Source organism: Polaribacter pacificus (assembly GCF_038024035.1).
GTDB classification, from domain to species: domain Bacteria; phylum Bacteroidota; class Bacteroidia; order Flavobacteriales; family Flavobacteriaceae; genus Polaribacter; species Polaribacter pacificus.
Map to the genome: position 1 here is coordinate 1,670,795 of NZ_CP150664.1, position 18,663 is coordinate 1,689,457.

Sequence of the window (18,663 nt, forward strand, 5' to 3'; positions counted from 1 at the left end):
GTATTCTCGAATCAGAAAAAGTAGTTATTCTGCTTAAATTGTTTAATTTTGCAGGATATTTAAAGAAACAACATGTATAGAAGTCATTCTTGTGGTGAGTTAAGAGCATCGCACATCAATACAGAAGTAACCTTAGCTGGTTGGGTACAAAAATCGCGTGATAAAGGATTTATGATTTGGGTAGATTTACGTGACCGTTATGGGATTACTCAATTGATTTTTGATGAAGATCGTACGCCAAAAGAGATTATAGAAAAAGCAAAAACTTTAGGAAGAGAGTTTGTAATTCAAGTTACAGGAACTGTAATTGAAAGAAGTTCTAAAAATCCTAAAATGAAAACTGGAGATGTTGAAGTGTTGGTTTCTAAATTAACGATACTAAATGAAGCAGTAACTCCGCCTTTTACTATAGAGGATACCACAGATGGTGGCGAGGATATCAGAATGAAGTATCGCTATTTAGACATCCGTAGAAATCCAGTAAAAAACAGTTTGATCTTTCGTCATAAGGTTTCTATGGAAGTTAGAAAATACTTATCTGATCAAGAGTTTATAGAGGTAGAAACTCCGTATTTAATTAAGTCTACGCCAGAAGGCGCAAGAGATTTTGTGGTTCCTTCTCGAATGAATGAAGGACAGTTTTATGCGTTGCCACAATCGCCACAAACCTTTAAACAGTTGTTAATGGTTGGCGGTATGGATAAATACTTTCAGATTGTAAAGTGTTTTAGAGATGAAGATTTACGTGCAGACAGACAGCCAGAATTTACACAGATTGACTGTGAAATGGCCTTTGTAGAGCAAGAAGATATTTTAAATATTTTTGAAGGCTTAACCCGTCATTTGCTAAAAGAAATTAACGGTGTTGAGGTAGCAGAATTTCCTAGAATGCTGTATGATGATGCCATGCGTTTGTATGGAAACGACAAACCAGATATTCGTTTTGGGATGGAGTTTGGTGAGTTAAATGCAATTGCACAACACAAAGAATTTAAGGTATTTAACGATGCTGAATTGGTGGTAGGAATTGCCGTTCCAGGAGGGAACTCATACACCAGAAAAGAAATTGACAAACTTATTGATTGGGTAAGAAGACCTCAAGTAGGTGCTTTGGGGATGGTCTATTGCCGTGTAAACGAAGATGGATCTTACAAATCATCAGTAGATAAGTTTTACGACCAAGAAGACTTGGCAAAATGGGCAGCAGCGACAGGAGCAAAACCTGGTGATTTAATCTGTATTTTATCAGGTGATACCTCTAAAGTTAGAGCTCAATTGTCTGCCCTACGTATGGAGCTGGCAGAGCGTCTTGGCTTAAGAGATCCAAAAGTATTTGCACCTTTATGGGTTATTGATTTTCCATTATTAGAGTTGGATGAAGAAACTGGTCATTATCACGCCATGCACCACCCGTTTACCTCTCCAAAACCTGGACAATTAGAATTGTTAGATACAGACCCTGGAGCAGTGAAAGCCAATGCCTATGATTTGGTTTTAAACGGAAATGAAATTGGTGGAGGTTCTATTAGAATTCACGATAAAAAAATGCAAGCAACCATGTTAAAGCATCTTGGTTTTTCTGAAGAAGATGCCAAGGCTCAATTTGGCTTTTTAATGGATGCTTTTGAATACGGAGCACCTCCACATGGAGGATTGGCTTTTGGATTGGATAGATTGGTTGCTATTCTAGGTGGTCAAGAAACCATTAGAGATTTTATTGCCTTTCCTAAGAACAATGCAGGTAGAGATGTTATGATTGATGCTCCATCCTTTATAGATGATGATCAATTAAAAGAATTGAATATCAAATTAGATATGAAAGCATAAAAATCAAATCCCGCAATTGCGGGATTTTTTAGTACTTTTAATATTATGAAAAATCTACTAATTTTAGCGGCATTCTTTTTTACAATAAGCTCTTTTTCTCAAGAACTCACTGGAAATCAATTACTAGAGAAAGCAATCCAGTATCACGACCCTAATGGAAGTTGGAGTACCTTTAAAGGTACTTTATTGGTAACCATGGAAACGCCAAACAGTCAAAAAAGAGAAAGTGAAATACATATTGACTTGCCCGATCAATTTTTTTCGGTAAAAGCAAAAAGTGGTAAAAACACCTCAGAATACATCCTTAAAAAAGACCGAATAGACATTGTTTTTAACGGTGAAAAAAATCCATCCGAAGAGATTTCAAAAAAATACGGACTGAGTGAAGATCGTGCAAAAATGTACAAAAACTACTACACCTATCTATACGGCTTGCCAATGAAGCTCAAAGATAAGGGGACAATTATTCATCAAAAAACAATAAAGAAGACCTTTAAAGGAAAAGAGTATGTAGTCTTAAAAGTGACCTATACAAAAGAGGTTGGAAAAGATACTTGGTATTTTTATTTCGACCCAAAAACCTTTGCCATGGAAATCTACCAGTTTTTTCATGATGAGACTAAAAATGACGGAGAGTATATTTTGCTCAGCAAAGAAGAAACTATTAACGGATTAAAATTACCCAAAAACAGAGCTTGGTTTACAAATAAAGAGGAGAAACATTTGGGTACTGATATTTTGAAAGCAGCTAATTAATGTCAAAAACAAAAGACATACTTACTAAAATACATATTTGGAGATATAAGCATATTTCTGATCGTCAGTTTGTTTACTTATTGAGCATTCTTGTTGGTTTTTTATCTGGTGTTGCTGCAGTTATTTTAAAGAATTTAACTCATTTTTTTCAACATCTACTAGAGGGAAAACTAGTACAGTATTATCATCAAGCCTTTTATTTTGTTTTTCCAATTATTGGGCTTGCGATTGTCTATTTGATTATCAAATATGTGATTAGAGACAAGGTCAGTCATGGAATCCCATCTACCCTATACGCCATCTCCAAGCGCAAGGGAATTATGAAACGTTATCAAATGATTGGGTCTATTTTAACGGCTCCGATAACCATCGGTTTTGGAGGGTCTGTTGGATTAGAAGGACCTACGGTTGCCACAGGGTCTGCAATCAGCTCTAATGTAGCGCGGTTTTTTCATTTAAACCAAGCCACAAGAACGCTCTTGATTGGTTGTGCGGCTGCCGGTGCCTTATCATCTATCTTTAAAGCGCCTATTGCTGCCATTATTTTTGCCATTGAAGTATTTAGTCTTGATCTAACCATCGCTTCTATGCTTCCTCTTTTATTAGCCTCATTATCGGCAATTATTACCTCGTATTTTTTCTTTGGATCTGACGTGTTACTGCCTTTTAAAATAGAAGATGTTTTTAGTATTAAAGATGTCCCTTTTTATATAGTTCTAGGAGTTGTTGCTGGTTTAACCTCTATTTATTTTACAGAAGTTTATGATCGGGTTCAGAAATTTTTTGACCGATTTAAATCTCCAGTAAAACGATTGTTAATTGGAGGGATTGGCTTAGGAATCTTGGTGTATTTTATTCCACCTTTATACGGTGAGGGTTTTGATACCATTAATAATTTAATCGCTGGTAATCCAGAAACCAGTTTGCAGAACAACTTTTTAAATTTAGACTTAAGCAATGTTTGGATTGTAATTGCACTCTTAGCGGGCTTGGTTTTCTTTAAAATCATCGCCAGCGCACTTACTTTTGGTGCTGGTGGTGTTGGAGGAATTTTTGCACCTACGCTTTTTATGGGAAGCCTCATGGGAAACTGTATTGCCAAGATAATCAACAATGTTGGCCTCTTTCAAAATTCTGTATCTGAAAGCAATTTTACCCTTGTAGGAATGGCAGGCTTAATGGCAGGTGTATTGCACGCCCCACTTACAGCCATCTTTTTAATTGCTGAGGTTACCGGAGGTTATGAATTGTTTATTCCGCTAATGATTACGGCAGCCATCTCATATTCTATTACCAAATATGCGCACCCTCATTCTGTTTATGCAATGGAATTGGGTAGAAAAGGTGAACTGATTACACATAATAAAGATCATGCTGTATTAACCTTAATGGATATTGACAAGGTTATAGAGGATCGTTTTGTAAAAGTGTATCCTGAAATGAATTTGGGTGAGCTGGTACGAGATGCTGTGGTCAAATCAAATCGGAATATTTTTCCGGTAGTCAGTAAAGATGAAGGAAAACTATTGGGTATCATTTTATTAGATGATATTCGTTCCATCATGTTTGATCAAAGTCTATACGAATCAGTCTTAGCAAAAGAAGTCATGCATAAACCACCAGCTATTATAGAAATTGGCAAGGATAAAATGACCTCTATTATGAAAAAATTTCAAGAGAGTGGAGCTTGGAATTTGCCAGTCATTAAAGATGGGGAATACTATGGATTTATTTCAAAATCTAAACTTTTAACAGCTTATCGCAACAAGTTAATAGAAGTGACTGGTTAAGATTCTTTTGATCTTTCTTCTAAAAATTGCACTACTTTATCTGGAAAATCAGTAAAAGCGCCATCAATATCTGCATCTATTAATACAGTTTGGAGCATTTCATTAAAAGTAGAAAACTCACCTAAATCATCTGCTCTAAATGTATATGCATGTACTTGAAGTCCCAAGCCATGTGCCTCTGTAACCAAGTTGCTAAAAATCCATTTTCCGTCTTTTTTTCCGGTGACAATTTGTTTGTACCAAGGTCCAATTGCATCAGCATAGCTGGCAAAATGGGCCAACTGTTTTGCCTCTTCTGGATGTTCTATTAATTGTACCAAATATAAATTAGAATGAAGTTCTGTTTTTATACGTTGCAACTCCTTGGCATCAAAGCACTGTAAAATACAGCGATCTGATTTTTGAGTATATCCATAATTACTTAAAACCTTTAATACAATTGCGGTTAAGTCTTTTCCTTCTTTCTGATGAAATGCAGGCTCTTTAATTTCTGGATAGATGCCAATATTTTTTCCTGTTTCTTTATTGAGTTGTTGGATCAAGGCTATTTCTTTATCCAAAGAATGCAGTTTAAACTTTCCTTGCCTCATTGGATAGCGCCCAGGATATACCTGCTGATGCGTTTTCGGATTAAACCGCTCTGAAACCTGAAGAGTTTCTAGTTCTTTCATAGTAAAATCAATCACATAAAACCGACCGTCTTTTCGCTGTCTTTCTGGAAACTTTTGGGCTACGTCTGTGACATCATCTAAATAAATGTCATGGATTACTACCGGAACATCATCTTTGCTTAACACAATGTCTTGTTCAATAAAATCAGCATTCATGCTAAAAGCCATTTTTTTACTTTCTAACGTGTGTTCTGGCAAATATCCCGAAGCGCCTCTGTGGGCAATGACAAGTTTGTTTTTCATAGGTTTCTAAAGGCTAACAGACCCCTATAAAAATAGGGATAAAATTCCATACTTCATTCTTTCAAAATTAAGCAATTAAAAGGCTTAACTTTTTGTAATTTTGTTTTTTACCCAAAAGTTAATTCGCATGAAATTACTGTTAAAAATAATGTTTATCGTTTTTGTTGTATGGATGTCTACCGGCGCCTACCTGATTAAAACAGAACACCCAAAAGCAGAAATTGTTATGGGATTGGGTGTCTTGTATTTGTCCTTTATAGTAATGCCTGTTTTTATTTATCATCGATATAAAGATGGAAAATATAAAAAATACATATTGGATGATGAAAAAATAAAAGCCTGGAAAGAGTAATTTTTTATTGCAAAACACTAACATTCTTCTTTAAATTTTATCCCTGTATATACCTTATCTTAACACGGCAATCTAAAAAAATCGCTTATTAAATTGGGATTCTTTCAGTACATGCTATCTACTTATCTTTTTTATTAAATAATAATCTACAAAAACTACAGTTTATTGATAATTCATCAATATGAACTACTTGTTAATTTCTCTAGATTTAGGAGTATTGTAACCCATAAAATACGTTTTGTTAATCTATAAATTACCAAAAGATGTAGAGTTGAAGACTATTTTTACACTGTATAATAAAACAACTATTAACAGTTTTTAAATTCGTAAAAAAATGAAAAAAGTAATTGCAGTAGTATTGGTATTAACACTAAGCGTAACAACCGTATTTGCAAACAATGAACAACCAAATCTAACTGGTAAAGAACAGTTGAGATCTGAAATTGTAAAATTACTGGGCCAACACCAATTAAAAATTTCTGAAAGCTTTGTAAAAGCAGAAATTTCATTTTTAATCAATAGACAAGGTGAATTGGTTATTTTATCTGTAGACTCAGAAAACCAAACTGTCGTTGGTTTTATCAAAAAACAATTAAACTACAAGAAATTAAGTATCAAAGAATTGAGTATCATGAAGACATTTAAGATGCCTTTAAAAATTGTAAAAAACTAAGTTGTAAGCCAAAGGTCTTATTGCTTTCTTAAAATTAGCAGTTAAAACTTCAACCCAAGGGGATTGGAGTTTTTTTTGTGCCAAAAATTTTTAAATCTTCGTATCTTTGCAGTCTATGATCGACGAACAAAAAGTTACTTCTGAGAAAGCCGTATTAATCGGAATCATTTCTCAATATCAAGATGAGATTCAATCCAAAGAATATTTGGATGAATTGCAATTTTTAACCGAAACTGCAGGAGGGGTTCCTGTAAAGCGTTTTGTTCAAAAATTAGAAAAACCACATCCAAAGACATTTTTGGGAACGGGTAAATTAGAAGAAGTTAAGGCTTATATTGAAAGTCATGATATTGGTACTGCTATCTTTGATGATGAGTTGTCTCCTGCACAGATGCGTAATATAGAAAAGGTATTGGATTGTAAGATTTTAGATAGAACCAACTTAATCTTAGATATTTTTGCGCAAAGAGCACAAACAAGTTCGGCAAAGACTCAGGTAGAGTTAGCCCAATGTGAATATTTATTACCTCGTTTAACAAGACTTTGGACTCACTTAGATAAGCAAAAAGGGGGTATTGGGATGCGTGGACCTGGAGAAACAGAAATAGAAACAGACCGTAGAATTGTTAGAGATAAAATAAACATCCTAAAAAAGAAGTTGACTACCATAGATAAACAGATGGCTATTCAACGAAAAAACAGAGGGAAAATGGTTCGTGTGGCGCTTGTTGGATATACCAATGTTGGAAAATCTACCTTAATGAATGCCATTAGTAAAAGTGATGTTTTTGCAGAAAACAAATTGTTTGCAACCTTAGATACTACTGTTCGGAAAGTGGTGGTAAAAAACATTCCTTTTTTACTCTCTGATACCGTAGGATTTATCAGAAAACTTCCAACTCAGTTGGTAGAATCTTTTAAATCAACCCTAGATGAAGTTAGAGAAGCTGATTTATTGTTGCACGTTGTAGATATTTCACATCCAAATTTTGAAGATCATATTGCCTCTGTAAATACTATTTTAGATGAAATAGACAGTGCAGACAAGCCTACTATCATGGTTTTTAATAAAATTGACAGCTATACTCACAAAAGGATTGATGAGGATGACTTGATTGCAGAAAAGACCAAAGAACACTATACACTTGAGGATTGGGAAAAAACTTGGATGAAAAAGCTAGAGGTGATCAGTGTCTTTATCTCAGCACTGAGTAAAGAAAATTTAGACACTTTAAAAGAAATCACTTACGAGGAAGTTCGCAAAATTCACATCGAGCGCTTTCCTTATAATAATTTCTTGTACGACGAGTACACCGAAGAATAAGGTATTTACAATTGTACTTGACAAAAAACTAAAATACCAAGCTTATTAAGTAACTGCTTGACCCTTGTGGTTAAATAGTCTTTTTGGTACTAGCTTTTTATATCAAAATCATCGATAATACCCAAACGCTTGGCTCTTCTTTCCCAGCTTTTTCTTGCAAGTACTTGTAGGTCTTCAATAGTATCGCTTTCATCCATAATTTCTAAGCCAAGTAAGGTTTCAATCATATCTTCTTGTGTAACCAAACCACTTACAGAACCATATTCATCAACTACCAAAGCAATGTGCTCTCTTTGCTCTATCAGTTGTCCAAAGAGGTCTGGAATAGGCAAATCTCGCTGGGTCACTAAAATGGTTCTCCTTATTTCTTTTAACTGTTTGTCACCGTTACCATTTATAATTGATTCTAACAATTGATTCTTTAAGAAATAGCCTGTTATATGATCAGCGTTGCCTTCATACAAAGGAACTCTTGAAAAGCGCAAATTGGGATTGTTATCAAAAAAGTCTTGAATGGTTTGGGTTTCATCTGTTGATTTTAAAACAGTTCTCGGTGTCATAATATCCTTCACCAAAACCTCCTTAAAATTGAGTAAGTTTTTAATAACCTTACTTTCTGATGCTACAAAAACACCTTCTTGCTCTGCTATATCTGTCATTGCAGAAAAAGTTTCTCTACTTAAAACAGATGTATGCGCTGGTTTGCCAAAAAGCTTTGTAAACAGTTGTAAAAACCACAAAACTCCTGTCCATTTAAAAACAAATAGCAGTGCCTCTAATACATTGGTGCTAAAACTTGATAATTTTTTCCAATGTGTAGCACCAATTGTTTTGGGAATGATTTCTGAAAGAATCAAAATTAACACTGTCATGATTGCAGACACGATTCCAACTATATTGAATCCTAATAATTCAAACTTATAAGGTAGTTTTTCTGCCTGAACACCAACCAAAATTGCACCTACAGTATGCGCAATAGTATTTAAGGTTAGGATTGCAATAAGCGGCTTGTCGACATCGTTTTTTAACCGCTCTAATTTGTGAGCAAATGGTTTGTTTTCTGATTTTTTAACTCGAACAAATGTCGGAGTAACACTCAGTAAAACTGCTTCTAAAATTGAGCAAAAAAAGGAAATTAAAATAGAAAGTAATGCAAATACTATTAAAAGAGTCATGTCTAATATTTAGTTGATTAAAGTACAAAAAAAAAAGATTCTTTTAAAATTTAGGAACCATCAATAAAAATAAAAAAGACAGCGAATGCTGCCTTTTTTATTTGAATTTTGTTTGTCTTAAAACTTGTAATTAACTCCTAAGCCAAATACTTCTTTAAACTGAACCTTACTTGATGCATTATCATCAACTATGGTATGAAAGTTTAAATTGGTAGACAAATACTTATTAATTTGCATATCAAACATTAATTGATATTGTATGTCAATATTACCCGGCTTGTCTAAATAGTTTGAATACACATTTACAATATTTTGCATAACCACATTTTCCATCAATGCTGTTTTGTGAAACAACGAAGCATTAAAACCTAATTCATAACGAGTAGTACTTCCTAAATCAGTACCGTATTGTCCTGAAAACTCATCAGAAACAACAGTAATTTTAGAAGTTAATGGAGCTAAGTTGAAATTAAAATTGTTTGATTTTTTCCACAACATACCTGGTCCAAAACTAAAATATGCAGGTGCAAAAAATCCTGAAGTTTTTAATTTAGGTGTTTTAGAATAATCAAATCCATCAGTAAATTGAGTCTTGATATTTAAGAAGAATGAGTAAGACCAGTAACCTTTGGCTTTTTTCCCAACCAAAGAATTAAACTGGATCATATCATCCGTTTTTTTAGATTCTTCTCCTTTGACACTGTTGATTCCGTACTGCATCATTAATTTATTATCCCAAGTAATGCCGTTTTTTTGGTAATTAAAATCATAATTCAAACCTACGTTTCCAGAGACTGTATTATTTCCTCCGGCTACCCAGTTAGAAAAAGAAGATTGACTTAGTAAAAAGGTAAAGGTTCCTGATTTTTCCCAAGGCCCCTTATTGTCATCCTTTGTTTCTTGTGCTGTTACTGCAATACTTACAAAACATAGTACTGCTAAAATAGTATTTCTCATTTTTAACTTTTTTGTTGATTAATAAATAGTAAACCGAGTTTGCGGTTTATTTTTTGTGGAAGGTATAGGTAACACCCAAACCAAAAATTTCTTTAATTTGGACTTTACTTGATGCATTGTCATCTATTAGCATATGAAGCGCTACTCGCATGTTCATGTATTTATTCACATTGATTAAATAATTCATTTGGTAATCAATATCAACATTTCCTGGCTTGTTTAAATAATCAGAATACATGGATAAAATGTTTTCCATGGTTACATTTTCAATCAATAAAAATTTAAAATATCCTGATAAGTTAAAACCCAAACCAACATTGGTGTTTTCTCCTTCTTCAACACCGTATTTTCCAGAAAACTCATCAGAAACAAAGGTAAATTTTGAAGTAGCGGGAGCGATGTTGATAGTCATTTTATCTGATTTTTTCCACAACATCCCGGGTCCAAAAGATAAGTATCCAGGTGCCATAAAATCAGAAATAGGTAATTTTGGAGTCTTTTTATAATCAAAACCTCTACTATACTGTGTTTTAAAGTTCATGAAAAATGAGAAAAACCAATTATTATTAGATTTTTTACCCAACAAAGAGTTGTATTCAAATCGATCTCCTGTTTTTCTATTTCCTTGCCCTTGTACATTACTCAATCCATACGAAGTAATCAACCTGTTATCCCAGTTCCAGCTTCCCTTTTTATAATTAAAATCATAATTAATAAGAAAGGTTCCTGCAATGGTATTATCACCCCCAGAAGACCAGTTTGTAAAAGAAGACTGATTGAATAGAAAAGTAAAAACACCTGTCACTTTCCATGGGCTTGGAACCGGAGCTTTAATACTGTCTTTTTTCTCTTGAGAAAAAGTTAAAGTACAAATCGAAAAAAATACAATAAAAAAGATTATTCTCATCAAAGTGATAATTATGAAACCCCAAAAATAACGTGATTTAGAGGAAAAAAAAATTTATTTTTTAAATTTATATAAAGGAACTGTTGAACAGGCTTCCCCAAAAAGCAAACTACCCACTACAGGTACCAGCCTCTCTATCAATAATGTGTATGCACTAGAAGGGATTGGTTTGTCTGAGCAACCCTTTAAAATAACTGGCTTTCCGGCAAATGTATTCACATCCATAGAAAGTATTATTTCTTGAAAAATTACAGTTTCTAACATCTCTAAATCCCCAACAACTGTTTTTTTTGCTATCCCTGCCAATTTTGTACTAATTAGCAAATATGCCCAAGAAGGAATAATCGCATCAGAGCTGCAGGTTAAAGCAAGATATTTTTGATCATACTGCTTCCAATCGTGCTGATTGATGTAGTCCCTAAATTCTGATTCTTTTAAAATCAAATCTTCAAATAACCATTTTTTGATATCAAAAACAACGCGCTCTCCAGAAGGATAAAAATCTTCTAGATCTAAAGTTACTAGTTTACTGTTGGCTACTCTATTGATTATTTCTTCTGACATTATTTACTTTTTAAAACCCTGTTTAATTAGCTAAAGCATTCCCAATTCTAACTTGGCTTCTTCACTCATCATTTCTTGAGTCCACGTAGGATCAAAGGTAATTTCTACTTCACAATCAATAATATTGGGCAATGATTTTACTTTATCTTCTACTTCTCTTGGCAAAGATTCTGCAACTGGACAATTTGGAGAGGTTAATGTCATCAATATTTTTGCCTCTTTCTCGTCGTTTACAAACACGTCATAAATCAACCCTAACTCATAAATATCAACAGGAATTTCTGGATCGTAAATGGTTTTTACTACTCGAACTATTTGATCTCCTATTTCTTGAATTTCTTCGTCTGTCATTTTTTCTTAATTATACTAATTAAATTTTACTGATTTTTTGCTTGAAAAGCGATGGCGTACATTTTTATTTGCTTCACCATAGAAACCAAGCCATTTGCTCTTGTTGGAGACAAATGTTCTTTAAGTCCAATTTCATCGATAAATGCTGTATCAGCAGCTAAAATATCAGCAGCTTTTTGATTGGAAAACACCCGCAATAATAGGGCCACAATTCCTTTTGTTAAGATTGCATCACTATCTGCAGTAAAGACTAATTGGTCATCTTGCATTTCTGAATGCAACCAAACTTTTGATTGACAGCCTTTTATCAGATTCTCATCCAGTTTATAGGCCGAATCAATAAGTGGCAAAGATTTTCCAAGGTCGATTATATACTCGTATCGCCCCATCCAGTCATCAAACATTGAAAACTCGTCGATAATTTCTTCTTGTATTTCTTTGATAGTCATTTTTTAAACTTATTTTTGCAGTCTAAAAGACTGATTTTGTAAAGTGCAAAATTACAGTAAATAAATTAAAATGAGTAAATTATTAGCAGTTGGTACAGTAGCATTTGATGCCATCGAAACCCCTTTTGGGAAAACAGATAAAATTTTAGGTGGTTCAGGCACTTTTGTTAGCCTAGCCGCTTCACAATTTGGAATAAAAACAGGTGTTGTTTCTGTGGTTGGAGGAGATTTTCCTCAAGCCTATTTAGATATGATGAACGCTAAGGGGATTGACACCCAAGGAGTAGAAATAATAAAAGAAGGTAAAACTTTTTTCTGGAGTGGTAAGTACCATAACGACATGAACTCTCGTGACACTTTAATCACTGAGCTTAATGTCCTAGAACACTTTAAACCAGTTGTTCCTGAAGATTTTAAAGATGCCTCAGTTGTGATGCTAGGTAATTTACATCCTTTAACCCAAGCTTCTGTCTTAGATCAAATGACTGAGAAACCAAAGCTAGTCGTTTTAGATACCATGGGATTTTGGATGGACATCGCTTTAAATGATTTACACGATGTCATAAAAAGAATCGATGTTATTACCATTAACGATGAAGAAGCTCGACAATTAAGTGGCGAGTATTCTTTAGTGAATGCTGCTAAAAAAATTCACGAAATGGGTCCAAAATACGTCGTAATCAAAAAAGGAGAACACGGAGCCTTGTTATTTCATGAAGAAAAAATATTTTTTGCACCAGCATTACCTTTAGCAGAAGTATTTGATCCAACTGGAGCAGGAGACACTTTTGCAGGTGGTTTTTGTGGGTTCTTAGCAATGACAGAAGACATTTCTTTTGAAAACATGAAAAACGCTGTTATCTACGGCTCAAATTTAGCCTCCTTCTGTGTAGAAAAATTTGGAACAGAACGAATGGAAAAACTCACAAAAGAGGAAGTTCAAAAACGCTTGCATGCGTTTAAACAATTAACTCAATTTGATATAGAAATCAACTAATATAAATCCGCGCTTTTTGCTGCGGATTTTTTTATTCATACATAGACACTAAATAACTGATACTAAATGAGTGATGCTTTAAAACATGAATGTGGAATTGCAATGGTTCGACTTTTAAAACCATTACAATATTATAAAGACAAATACGGTTCTGCTTTTTATGGAATTAACAAAATGTATTTGTTAATGGAAAAACAGCACAACAGAGGTCAAGATGGTGCAGGTTTTGCAAGTGTAAAATTTAACGTTGAACCTGGAACAAGATACATAAGTAGAATCCGATCTAACAAATCACAGCCTATTCAAGATGTTTTTGCTCAGATTAATGAACGCTTAAATGGTGTTCTGGAAAACAATCCTACTCAAAAAGACAATGTTGCTTGGCAAGAAGAAAACATGCCTTATGTTGGCAATTTGTTTTTAGGTCATGTTCGTTATGGTACCTTCGGAAAAAACAGCATCGAGAGTGTTCACCCTTTTTTACGTCAAAGTAATTGGAAACATCAAAACTTGATTGTTGCTGGAAACTTTAATATGACCAACTCAAATCAATTGTTAGAAGAATTGATTGAACTAGGTCAGCATCCTAAAGAGTTTACAGATACAGTAACTGTAATGGAAAAAATCGGTCATTTTTTAGAAGCTGAAGTTGCAGATTTGTACTTGAGGGCTAAAGAAAAAGGCTTTAGCAAAAAAGACGCTTCACCATTTATTGAAGAACATATAGATTTACAAAAGGTTTTGTATCGTTCTGCTAAAAACTGGGATGGAGGTTATGCCATGGCTGGTTTGTTAGGTCACGGTGATGCCTTTGTTTTAAGAGATCCTTCAGGGATTAGACCAACCTATTTTTATCAAGATGATGAAGTAGTGGTGGTTGCATCTGAGCGCCCTGTAATTCAAACCGTGTTTAATGTTGATTTTGATAAGGTTCAAGAACTAGAAAGAGGCCATGCTTTAATTGTCAAAAAAAGTGGAGATACTGCTGTGGTTCCTGTATTGGATCAAAAACCTAAAAAATCTTGTTCTTTTGAGCGCATTTACTTTTCTAGAGGAAGTGATGCTGCCATCTATGAAGAACGTAAAAATCTTGGAAAATTTGTTTTTCCAAAGGTTTTAGAATCTATAGACAACGATATTTCTAACACTGTTTTTTCTTATATCCCTAATACTGCAGAAACCTCATTTTACGGGATGACTGAAGCTGCTGAAGATGTTTTAAACCAACAAAAAACAGCACAAATATTAGCCGGTGGCGGAAAATTATCTGCTCAAAGAGTTACCGAAATTTTATCAGAACGTCCTCGTTTTGAAAAAATCGCAATTAAAGATGCAAAACTTAGAACCTTTATTGCTGACGACAGTAGTAGGGATGATTTAGTTGAGCACGTCTATGATATTACTTATGGAGTTGTAAAACCAACGGATAATTTAGTAATTATTGACGATAGTATTGTTAGAGGAACAACCTTAAAGAAAAGTATTATTAAAATATTAGATCGCTTACAACCTAAAAAAATTGTAGTGGTTTCTTCGGCCCCACAAATTAGATACCCTGATTGTTACGGGATTGACATGGCTAGAATCAATGACTTTATTGCTTTTAAAGCAGCTATTGAATTGCTAAAGGATACTGATCAATATAGTATTGTAGATCAGGTATATCAAAAAGCCATCGCACAACGAGAAAAACCTGATTCTGAAATTATCAACCATGTAAAAGAAATCTATGCCCCTTTTAGTACAGAAGAGGTCTCAGAAAAAATCGCTAGTATGTTAAGAACTTCAGAAATTGTAGCTGATGTAGAGGTTATTTTTCAATCAGTTGAAGGACTTCATAAAGCTTGTCCAGACAACTTAGGGGATTGGTATTTTACTGGAGATTACCCAACTGACGGAGGGCATCGTGTAGTTAATGAAGCCTTTATAAATTTTTATGAAGGAAACGATAAGAGAGCTTATTAAAAAAGTATTTTCATATAAAAAAAGCATCCACTAGGGATGCTTTTTTTTTATCAAACTTGCAATTATTTTGCAGCTGCGTAGCGTCTTTCAACTTCGTTCCAGTTAATCACATTAAAAAATGCATTGATATAATCTGGTCTTCTGTTCTGGTAATTTAAATAATAGGCATGCTCCCAAACATCCAATCCTAAAATTGGTGTTCCATCACAACCTACACCTGGCATTAATGGATTGTCTTGGTTTGGTGTAGAACACACAGATACTTTTCCTCCTTTGTGAACACATAACCATGCCCATCCTGAGCCAAATTGAGTCGCTGCAGCTTTAGAAAATACGTCTTTAAACGCATCAACAGAGCCAAACTCAGCTTCGATAGCATCTCTTAGCTCTCCGCTTAAGTATCCTTTGCCTTCTGGGTTCATAACTGACCAAAACAACGAATGGTTATAAAAACCTCCACCGTTATTTCTAACCGCTTTGTTGTCCATGTCTAAATTCCCCAAAATTTCTTCAATCGATTGATTGTCTAATGCTGTACCTGAAATCGCAGCATTTAAATTATTGGTATATCCTTGATGGTGTTTCCCATGGTGAATCTCCATAGTTCTAGCATCTATATTTGGTTCTAAGGCATCATAAGCATAGCCTAATTCTGGTAATTGAAAAGCCATAATATTTATTTTTTAAATTAATTACTATTGTATGCTAACAAATTTACTAGATTTCTTTTTGTAAAACAACTTAAAGACCTAGTGATTATTTATATAGCTATTGAGAAAGTTTATATGCTAATAATCTGCATCAGCAGGATGATCTGCCATAAATTCTTCTGCTTTTTCTACCATTTTGGTACTTCCACAGAAAAATGGCACCCTTTGGTGCAGCTCAGTAGGTTGTAAATCTAAAATACGTTTGTATCCATCAGAGGCTTTACCTCCAGCTTGTTCTGCAATAAAGGCCATTGGGTTACACTCATACAGTAAACGCAACTTTCCTTTTGGACCGATTGAACTTGTTGGATAGATATATATCCCACCTTTAATCATATTTCTATGGAAATCTGTAACCAAAGAACCGATATATCGTGAGGTATAGGGTCTGTTATCTTCTTCTGCTTGACAGTACTTAATGTAGTTTTTAACGCCTTTTGGAAAATGAACATAATTTCCTTCGTTAACAGAATATATGTTTCCTTCTTCAGGAATTTGAATATTAGGGTGTGATAAATAAAAAGTACCAATGGCTGGGTTTAGAGTAAAGCCATCAACACCGTTTCCAGTAGTAAAAACCAACATGGTTGAGGTACCATAGGCAACATAACCTGCTGCAACCTGCTCGCTTCCTTTTTGTAAAAAATCTTCTTTAGTAACAGGTGTTCCTTCAGGAGAAACTCTTCTGTAAACAGAGAATATAGTCCCTACAGATATGTTTACATCGATATTAGAGGAACCATCTAAGGGATCCATCAATAAAACATATTTATTCTCATTTGACTTGTCTTTTCCTTCAACAATAACAAAATCATCTTCTTCTTCACTTGCGATTCCACAAACAATCTCTCTGTTGATAATGGTTTGTTTAAACAAATCATTTGCTAACACATCTAGTTTTTGTTGAGCTTCTCCTTGAATATTGATATCGCCAGCAGCACCAATAATATCAACAAGACCTGCCTTTCTAATCTCGTGATTGACCACTTTTGCCGCCAATCGAATAGAATTAATCAGCCTAGAAAGCTCTCCAGAAGAATATTTAAAAAAACGTTGATTGTCAATGATAAACTCACCAAGAGTCATGTGTTTGGTATTCATAACAAAAAATTGTAAAAGATGTACAAATATCGTTTAAATTTGTTTTATAGAAAGAATATTATGAGTTTTATTATTAGAGAAGGCCAGATAGCCGACATGCCATCGGTTATGAAATTAATTCACGAATTAGCCGTTTTTGAAAAACTGCCCAACGAGGTTGAATTAACAGCAGAAGATTTAATTAGAGATGGGTTTTCTGACCAACCTAAGTTCAAAACTTTTGTTGCTGTAGAAAACGACACTATTATTGGTGCAACCTTATTCTATGAGCGCTATTCTACCTGGAAAGGAAGAATATTTCATTTAGAAGATCTTATTGTAACTAAAGAAAAAAGAGGAACCGGTGTTGGAATGGCTTTATACAAGGCCGTTTTACAACATGCTTTTGATCACAAAGCAAAGCGGGTATCGTGGGATGTGCTTAGTTGGAATTCTCCAGCAAAAGATTTTTATAAAAGTACCGGTGCAGATATTTTAGAAGACTGGCAGGTAGTCCATATGACAGAAGACAATTTATCAGCATTCCTAACAAAAAACAACTAGATGCGGGTTTTTAAATTTGGTGGTGCTTCAGTCAAAGATGCCCTAGGGGTTCAAAATACACTGCGTGTTCTCAAACACGAAGGTGTACAAAACACATTGGTGGTAGTCTCAGCAATGGGTAAAATGACCAATGCATTCGAAAAACTAGTAGCTACCTATACAATACCAGAAAAAGAAATTGATGCAGCCTATGCCTTTATTCTAGATTATCATCTAAAAATAGTTTCAGAACTTTTTGAAAAAGAAGCTGCTGTTTTTTCTGAAATTGAGGGATTATTTGATCAATTAAAAAGTTTTTTAGAAACAAATAACAGCACTGATTACAATTTTATTTACGATCAGGTTGTTTGCTATGGAGAATTGCTTGCTACAAAAATTATTAGTGCTTTTTTAGCAAAAAATGGTATAGAGAATCAATGGATAGACATTAGAACAATTATTAAAACTGACCAAGATTATCGGAATGCCAATGTCAATTGGGAAGCAACCAAACAAAATTGCAGCTCTAAAATTGACACAAGTCAACTTTGCATAACGCAAGGTTTTATTAGTGCTGATGAAACAAACAACACCACCACAACACTCGGTAGAGAGGGTTCTGATTTTACAGCAGGGATTCTCGCCTATTGTTTGGACGCAGAAAGTGTAACTATTTGGAAGGATGTTGTTGGTGTTTTAAATGCAGATCCTAGACAGTTTATAGATCCTATTTTATTAGAAGAGATATCGTATCAAGAAGCGATAGAAATGGCCTTTTATGGAGCTTCTGTCATTCATCCTAAAACCTTAAAGCCTTTAGAAAATAAAAAAATTCCTTTGTGGGTTCGGTCTTTTGAACTACTAGAAACCAGAGGTACTAAAGTTAGCAAAGGAGTGTCAATACTCCCAAAAACGCCTTGTTATATTGTAAAAACCAATCAAACCCTAGTTTCTATTTCTGCCAATGATTTTTCTTTTATGGTTGAAGAAAATATTAGTGATCTTTTTAATTATTTTCACAAATACAGTTTAAAGGTAAACCTGATACAGAATTCAGCACTTAGCTTTTCTGTTTGCTTGGAGGATACTTTTGATAATTTTACTGCTTTTCACAAAGAATTACAGCCAAAATTTAAAATAAAATACAATCACAATGTTAGCTTATACACTATACGTCATTTTGATCAAAAATCACTAGAAAGTATTGAACAAAAGGGAACGGTTCTTTTAAAACAAATTAGCCGAGAGACCGCTCAACTGGTGATCTAAATAAAAATTAAATTATGAGAACTAACATTTTTAGAGTAAGTTTGTAGTTATGTCTATTTT

At 34.1% G+C, this 18,663-nt stretch carries 19 protein-coding genes; 10 read left to right on the plus strand and 9 right to left on the minus strand.

Translation table 11 applies throughout. The features are described from left to right. Nucleotides 1-72 precede the first annotated feature (72 nt). Genes aspS through WHC90_RS07565 form a run of 3 tightly spaced genes read left to right on the plus strand, consistent with a single transcriptional unit; the run spans nt 73 to nt 4,373 of the window. On the plus strand, nt 73-1,827 hold the full coding sequence (aspS, locus tag WHC90_RS07555) for an aspartate--tRNA ligase (protein WP_188597869.1): 1,755 nt from the start codon (nt 73-75) through the stop codon (nt 1,825-1,827). Nucleotides 1,828-1,872: 45 nt separating this feature from the next. Then, the gene (locus WHC90_RS07560; protein WP_188597870.1) at nt 1,873-2,583 is read left to right on the plus strand and encodes a DUF6503 family protein; all 711 of its coding nucleotides are present in this window, start codon (nt 1,873-1,875) and stop codon (nt 2,581-2,583) included. Further along, nucleotides 2,583-4,373 (plus strand): chloride channel protein, encoded by a 1,791-nt coding sequence (locus tag WHC90_RS07565; RefSeq protein ID WP_188597871.1) that lies wholly within the window; start codon nt 2,583-2,585, stop codon nt 4,371-4,373. Before WHC90_RS07560 ends, WHC90_RS07565 begins: the two co-directional genes overlap by 1 nt. Here WHC90_RS07565 and glpQ read toward each other — a convergent pair. Then, the gene (gene glpQ, locus WHC90_RS07570; RefSeq protein ID WP_188597872.1) at nt 4,370-5,287 is read right to left on the minus strand and encodes a glycerophosphodiester phosphodiesterase; all 918 of its coding nucleotides are present in this window, start codon (nt 5,285-5,287) and stop codon (nt 4,370-4,372) included. The two genes, WHC90_RS07565 and glpQ, sit on opposite strands and share 4 nt — an antisense overlap. A 127-nt stretch (nt 5,288-5,414) precedes the next feature. Here glpQ and WHC90_RS07575 point away from each other — a divergent pair, with 127 nt between their 5' ends. The 3 genes from WHC90_RS07575 to hflX all read left to right on the plus strand — a co-directional run bounded on the left by WHC90_RS07575 (nt 5,415) and on the right by hflX (nt 7,636). Beyond that, a complete protein-coding gene (locus WHC90_RS07575) occupies nt 5,415-5,639 on the plus strand; it encodes a hypothetical protein (RefSeq protein ID WP_188597873.1) in 225 nt (74 codons plus the stop codon). A 334-nt stretch (nt 5,640-5,973) separates the two neighbouring features. Further along, the gene (locus WHC90_RS07580) at nt 5,974-6,312 is read left to right on the plus strand and encodes a hypothetical protein (RefSeq protein ID WP_188597874.1); all 339 of its coding nucleotides are present in this window, start codon (nt 5,974-5,976) and stop codon (nt 6,310-6,312) included. Nucleotides 6,313-6,427: 115 nt separating this feature from the next. Beyond that, nucleotides 6,428-7,636, plus strand: a complete 1,209-nt coding sequence (gene hflX / locus WHC90_RS07585; RefSeq protein ID WP_188597875.1) for a GTPase HflX — start codon at nt 6,428-6,430, stop codon at nt 7,634-7,636. An 89-nt stretch (nt 7,637-7,725) separates the two neighbouring features. Here hflX and WHC90_RS07590 read toward each other — a convergent pair whose 3' ends face one another. The 6 genes from WHC90_RS07590 to WHC90_RS07615 form a co-directional block, all read right to left on the minus strand. Further along, nucleotides 7,726-8,811 carry a CNNM domain-containing protein gene (locus tag WHC90_RS07590; protein ID WP_188597876.1) on the minus strand — a complete coding sequence of 362 codons (1,086 nt, stop codon included), beginning with the start codon at nt 8,809-8,811 and terminating at the stop codon, nt 7,726-7,728. A 117-nt stretch (nt 8,812-8,928) separates the two neighbouring features. Beyond that, on the minus strand, nt 8,929-9,768 hold the full coding sequence (locus tag WHC90_RS07595) for a DUF3078 domain-containing protein (protein WP_188597877.1): 840 nt from the start codon (nt 9,766-9,768) through the stop codon (nt 8,929-8,931). Between the two features lie 46 nt (nt 9,769-9,814). Further along, entirely contained in the window at nt 9,815-10,675 is an 861-nt protein-coding gene (locus WHC90_RS07600) for a DUF3078 domain-containing protein (RefSeq protein WP_188597878.1), read from the minus strand. 54 nt (nt 10,676-10,729) lie between these two features. Continuing rightward, nucleotides 10,730-11,239, minus strand: a complete 510-nt coding sequence (locus WHC90_RS07605; protein WP_188597879.1) for a DUF2480 family protein — start codon at nt 11,237-11,239, stop codon at nt 10,730-10,732. Between the two features lie 30 nt (nt 11,240-11,269). Continuing rightward, nucleotides 11,270-11,590: a DUF59 domain-containing protein gene (locus WHC90_RS07610; RefSeq protein WP_188597880.1), complete on the minus strand. Its 321-nt coding sequence runs from the start codon at nt 11,588-11,590 to the stop codon at nt 11,270-11,272. 26 nt (nt 11,591-11,616) lie between these two features. After that, the gene (locus WHC90_RS07615) at nt 11,617-12,039 is read right to left on the minus strand and encodes a SufE family protein (RefSeq protein ID WP_188597881.1); all 423 of its coding nucleotides are present in this window, start codon (nt 12,037-12,039) and stop codon (nt 11,617-11,619) included. Nucleotides 12,040-12,109: 70 nt separating this feature from the next. Here WHC90_RS07615 and WHC90_RS07620 point away from each other — a divergent pair, with 70 nt between their 5' ends. Next, on the plus strand, nt 12,110-13,036 hold the full coding sequence (locus WHC90_RS07620; protein ID WP_188597882.1) for a PfkB family carbohydrate kinase: 927 nt from the start codon (nt 12,110-12,112) through the stop codon (nt 13,034-13,036). A gap of 66 nt (nt 13,037-13,102) precedes the next feature. Then, nucleotides 13,103-15,001: an amidophosphoribosyltransferase gene (locus tag WHC90_RS07625; protein ID WP_188597883.1), complete on the plus strand. Its 1,899-nt coding sequence runs from the start codon at nt 13,103-13,105 to the stop codon at nt 14,999-15,001. A 62-nt stretch (nt 15,002-15,063) separates the two neighbouring features. Here the strand turns inward: WHC90_RS07625 and WHC90_RS07630 are convergent, their stop codons facing one another. Together WHC90_RS07630 and fbp are read right to left on the minus strand one after the other, a co-directional pair. Continuing rightward, complete coding sequence (locus WHC90_RS07630) at nt 15,064-15,672, minus strand: superoxide dismutase (RefSeq protein ID WP_229664886.1); 609 nt, start codon at nt 15,670-15,672, stop codon at nt 15,064-15,066. A gap of 117 nt (nt 15,673-15,789) precedes the next feature. Beyond that, a complete protein-coding gene (gene fbp / locus WHC90_RS07635; RefSeq protein ID WP_188597884.1) occupies nt 15,790-16,812 on the minus strand; it encodes a class 1 fructose-bisphosphatase in 1,023 nt (340 codons plus the stop codon). Between the two features lie 60 nt (nt 16,813-16,872). On the opposite strand from fbp, the gene WHC90_RS07640 reads away from it, so the two are divergent. Both WHC90_RS07640 and WHC90_RS07645 read left to right on the plus strand, forming a co-directional pair. Further along, a complete protein-coding gene (locus tag WHC90_RS07640) occupies nt 16,873-17,355 on the plus strand; it encodes a GNAT family N-acetyltransferase (RefSeq protein ID WP_188597885.1) in 483 nt (160 codons plus the stop codon). Next, nucleotides 17,356-18,603, plus strand: a complete 1,248-nt coding sequence (locus WHC90_RS07645) for an aspartate kinase (protein ID WP_188597886.1) — start codon at nt 17,356-17,358, stop codon at nt 18,601-18,603. Nucleotides 18,604-18,663 lie beyond the last annotated feature (60 nt).

Coding starts and splice junctions, on each gene's coding strand:
- aspS (WP_188597869.1), top strand. CDS start 73: ATGTATAGAAGTCATTCTTGTGGTGAGTTAAGAGCATCGCACATCAAT.
- WHC90_RS07560 (WP_188597870.1), top strand. CDS start 1,873: ATGAAAAATCTACTAATTTTAGCGGCATTCTTTTTTACAATAAGCTCT.
- WHC90_RS07565 (WP_188597871.1), top strand. CDS start 2,583: ATGTCAAAAACAAAAGACATACTTACTAAAATACATATTTGGAGATAT.
- glpQ (WP_188597872.1), bottom strand. CDS start 5,287: ATGAAAAACAAACTTGTCATTGCCCACAGAGGCGCTTCGGGATATTTG.
- WHC90_RS07575 (WP_188597873.1), top strand. CDS start 5,415: ATGAAATTACTGTTAAAAATAATGTTTATCGTTTTTGTTGTATGGATG.
- WHC90_RS07580 (WP_188597874.1), top strand. CDS start 5,974: ATGAAAAAAGTAATTGCAGTAGTATTGGTATTAACACTAAGCGTAACA.
- hflX (WP_188597875.1), top strand. CDS start 6,428: ATGATCGACGAACAAAAAGTTACTTCTGAGAAAGCCGTATTAATCGGA.
- WHC90_RS07590 (WP_188597876.1), bottom strand. CDS start 8,811: ATGACTCTTTTAATAGTATTTGCATTACTTTCTATTTTAATTTCCTTT.
- WHC90_RS07595 (WP_188597877.1), bottom strand. CDS start 9,768: ATGAGAAATACTATTTTAGCAGTACTATGTTTTGTAAGTATTGCAGTA.
- WHC90_RS07600 (WP_188597878.1), bottom strand. CDS start 10,675: ATGAGAATAATCTTTTTTATTGTATTTTTTTCGATTTGTACTTTAACT.
- WHC90_RS07605 (WP_188597879.1), bottom strand. CDS start 11,239: ATGTCAGAAGAAATAATCAATAGAGTAGCCAACAGTAAACTAGTAACT.
- WHC90_RS07610 (WP_188597880.1), bottom strand. CDS start 11,590: ATGACAGACGAAGAAATTCAAGAAATAGGAGATCAAATAGTTCGAGTA.
- WHC90_RS07615 (WP_188597881.1), bottom strand. CDS start 12,039: ATGACTATCAAAGAAATACAAGAAGAAATTATCGACGAGTTTTCAATG.
- WHC90_RS07620 (WP_188597882.1), top strand. CDS start 12,110: ATGAGTAAATTATTAGCAGTTGGTACAGTAGCATTTGATGCCATCGAA.
- WHC90_RS07625 (WP_188597883.1), top strand. CDS start 13,103: ATGAGTGATGCTTTAAAACATGAATGTGGAATTGCAATGGTTCGACTT.
- WHC90_RS07630 (WP_229664886.1), bottom strand. CDS start 15,672: ATGGCTTTTCAATTACCAGAATTAGGCTATGCTTATGATGCCTTAGAA.
- fbp (WP_188597884.1), bottom strand. CDS start 16,812: ATGAATACCAAACACATGACTCTTGGTGAGTTTATCATTGACAATCAA.
- WHC90_RS07640 (WP_188597885.1), top strand. CDS start 16,873: ATGAGTTTTATTATTAGAGAAGGCCAGATAGCCGACATGCCATCGGTT.
- WHC90_RS07645 (WP_188597886.1), top strand. CDS start 17,356: ATGCGGGTTTTTAAATTTGGTGGTGCTTCAGTCAAAGATGCCCTAGGG.